At 41.7% G+C, this 552-nt stretch carries 1 protein-coding gene and 1 rRNA gene; both read right to left on the minus strand.

What is annotated here, in order from left to right; translation table 11 throughout:
- Positions 1 to 160: helix-turn-helix domain-containing protein (locus IRQ78_RS20880; protein WP_171043858.1), on the minus strand; the 160-nt coding region annotated here is incomplete at its 3' end.
- Between the two features lie 293 nt (positions 161 to 453).
- Positions 454 to 552, minus strand: a 5S ribosomal RNA gene (gene rrf, locus IRQ78_RS20425); the annotation flags it as partial.

Here is a 552-nt window from a genome sequence, read left to right on the forward strand (position 1 = left end):
ATGGACGTCCTTGAATAGGCTTATTGTCTAAACCATCAAGCCCATACTCTAGGTAACTAGAAACCCATTTATTCACACTACTTCTTGCAGTGTTTAGACGTTTTGCAATATCGGTTCGGCTATTACCCTCATAAAATAAAGACACTGCAAGCAATCGCATGCGTTTTCGTGCGTTTTCGTGCGTTTGGTTCTTTACGAGAAAGCGCTAAAAGTTGTTCAGATATGTTTGGGTTCAATGTTAATAACCAGTGATTTTATATAGCCTATATTAGATCAGATATTTAAGCGGAATGGTATTAGACCAGTAGAGATTTTAAGAATTTTTAACCATGGGTTATGAAGAGGGTCATATGGATTATGTTGGGTTTCGCTCCGCTCTACCCAACCTACCTGGCTGAAAGCTAAAACGCAAAAAAGCCCGACTCTTTCGAATCGGGCTTTCTCTTATTTGGAGCCTGGCGATGACCTACTTTCACATAGCAGCTGCTACACTATCATCGGCGCTGTTTCGTTTCACTACTGAGTTCGGCATGGGGTCAGGTGGGTCCAAAA

Source organism: Pseudoalteromonas simplex, from assembly GCF_015278155.1.
GTDB lineage: Bacteria > Pseudomonadota > Gammaproteobacteria > Enterobacterales > Alteromonadaceae > Pseudoalteromonas > Pseudoalteromonas simplex.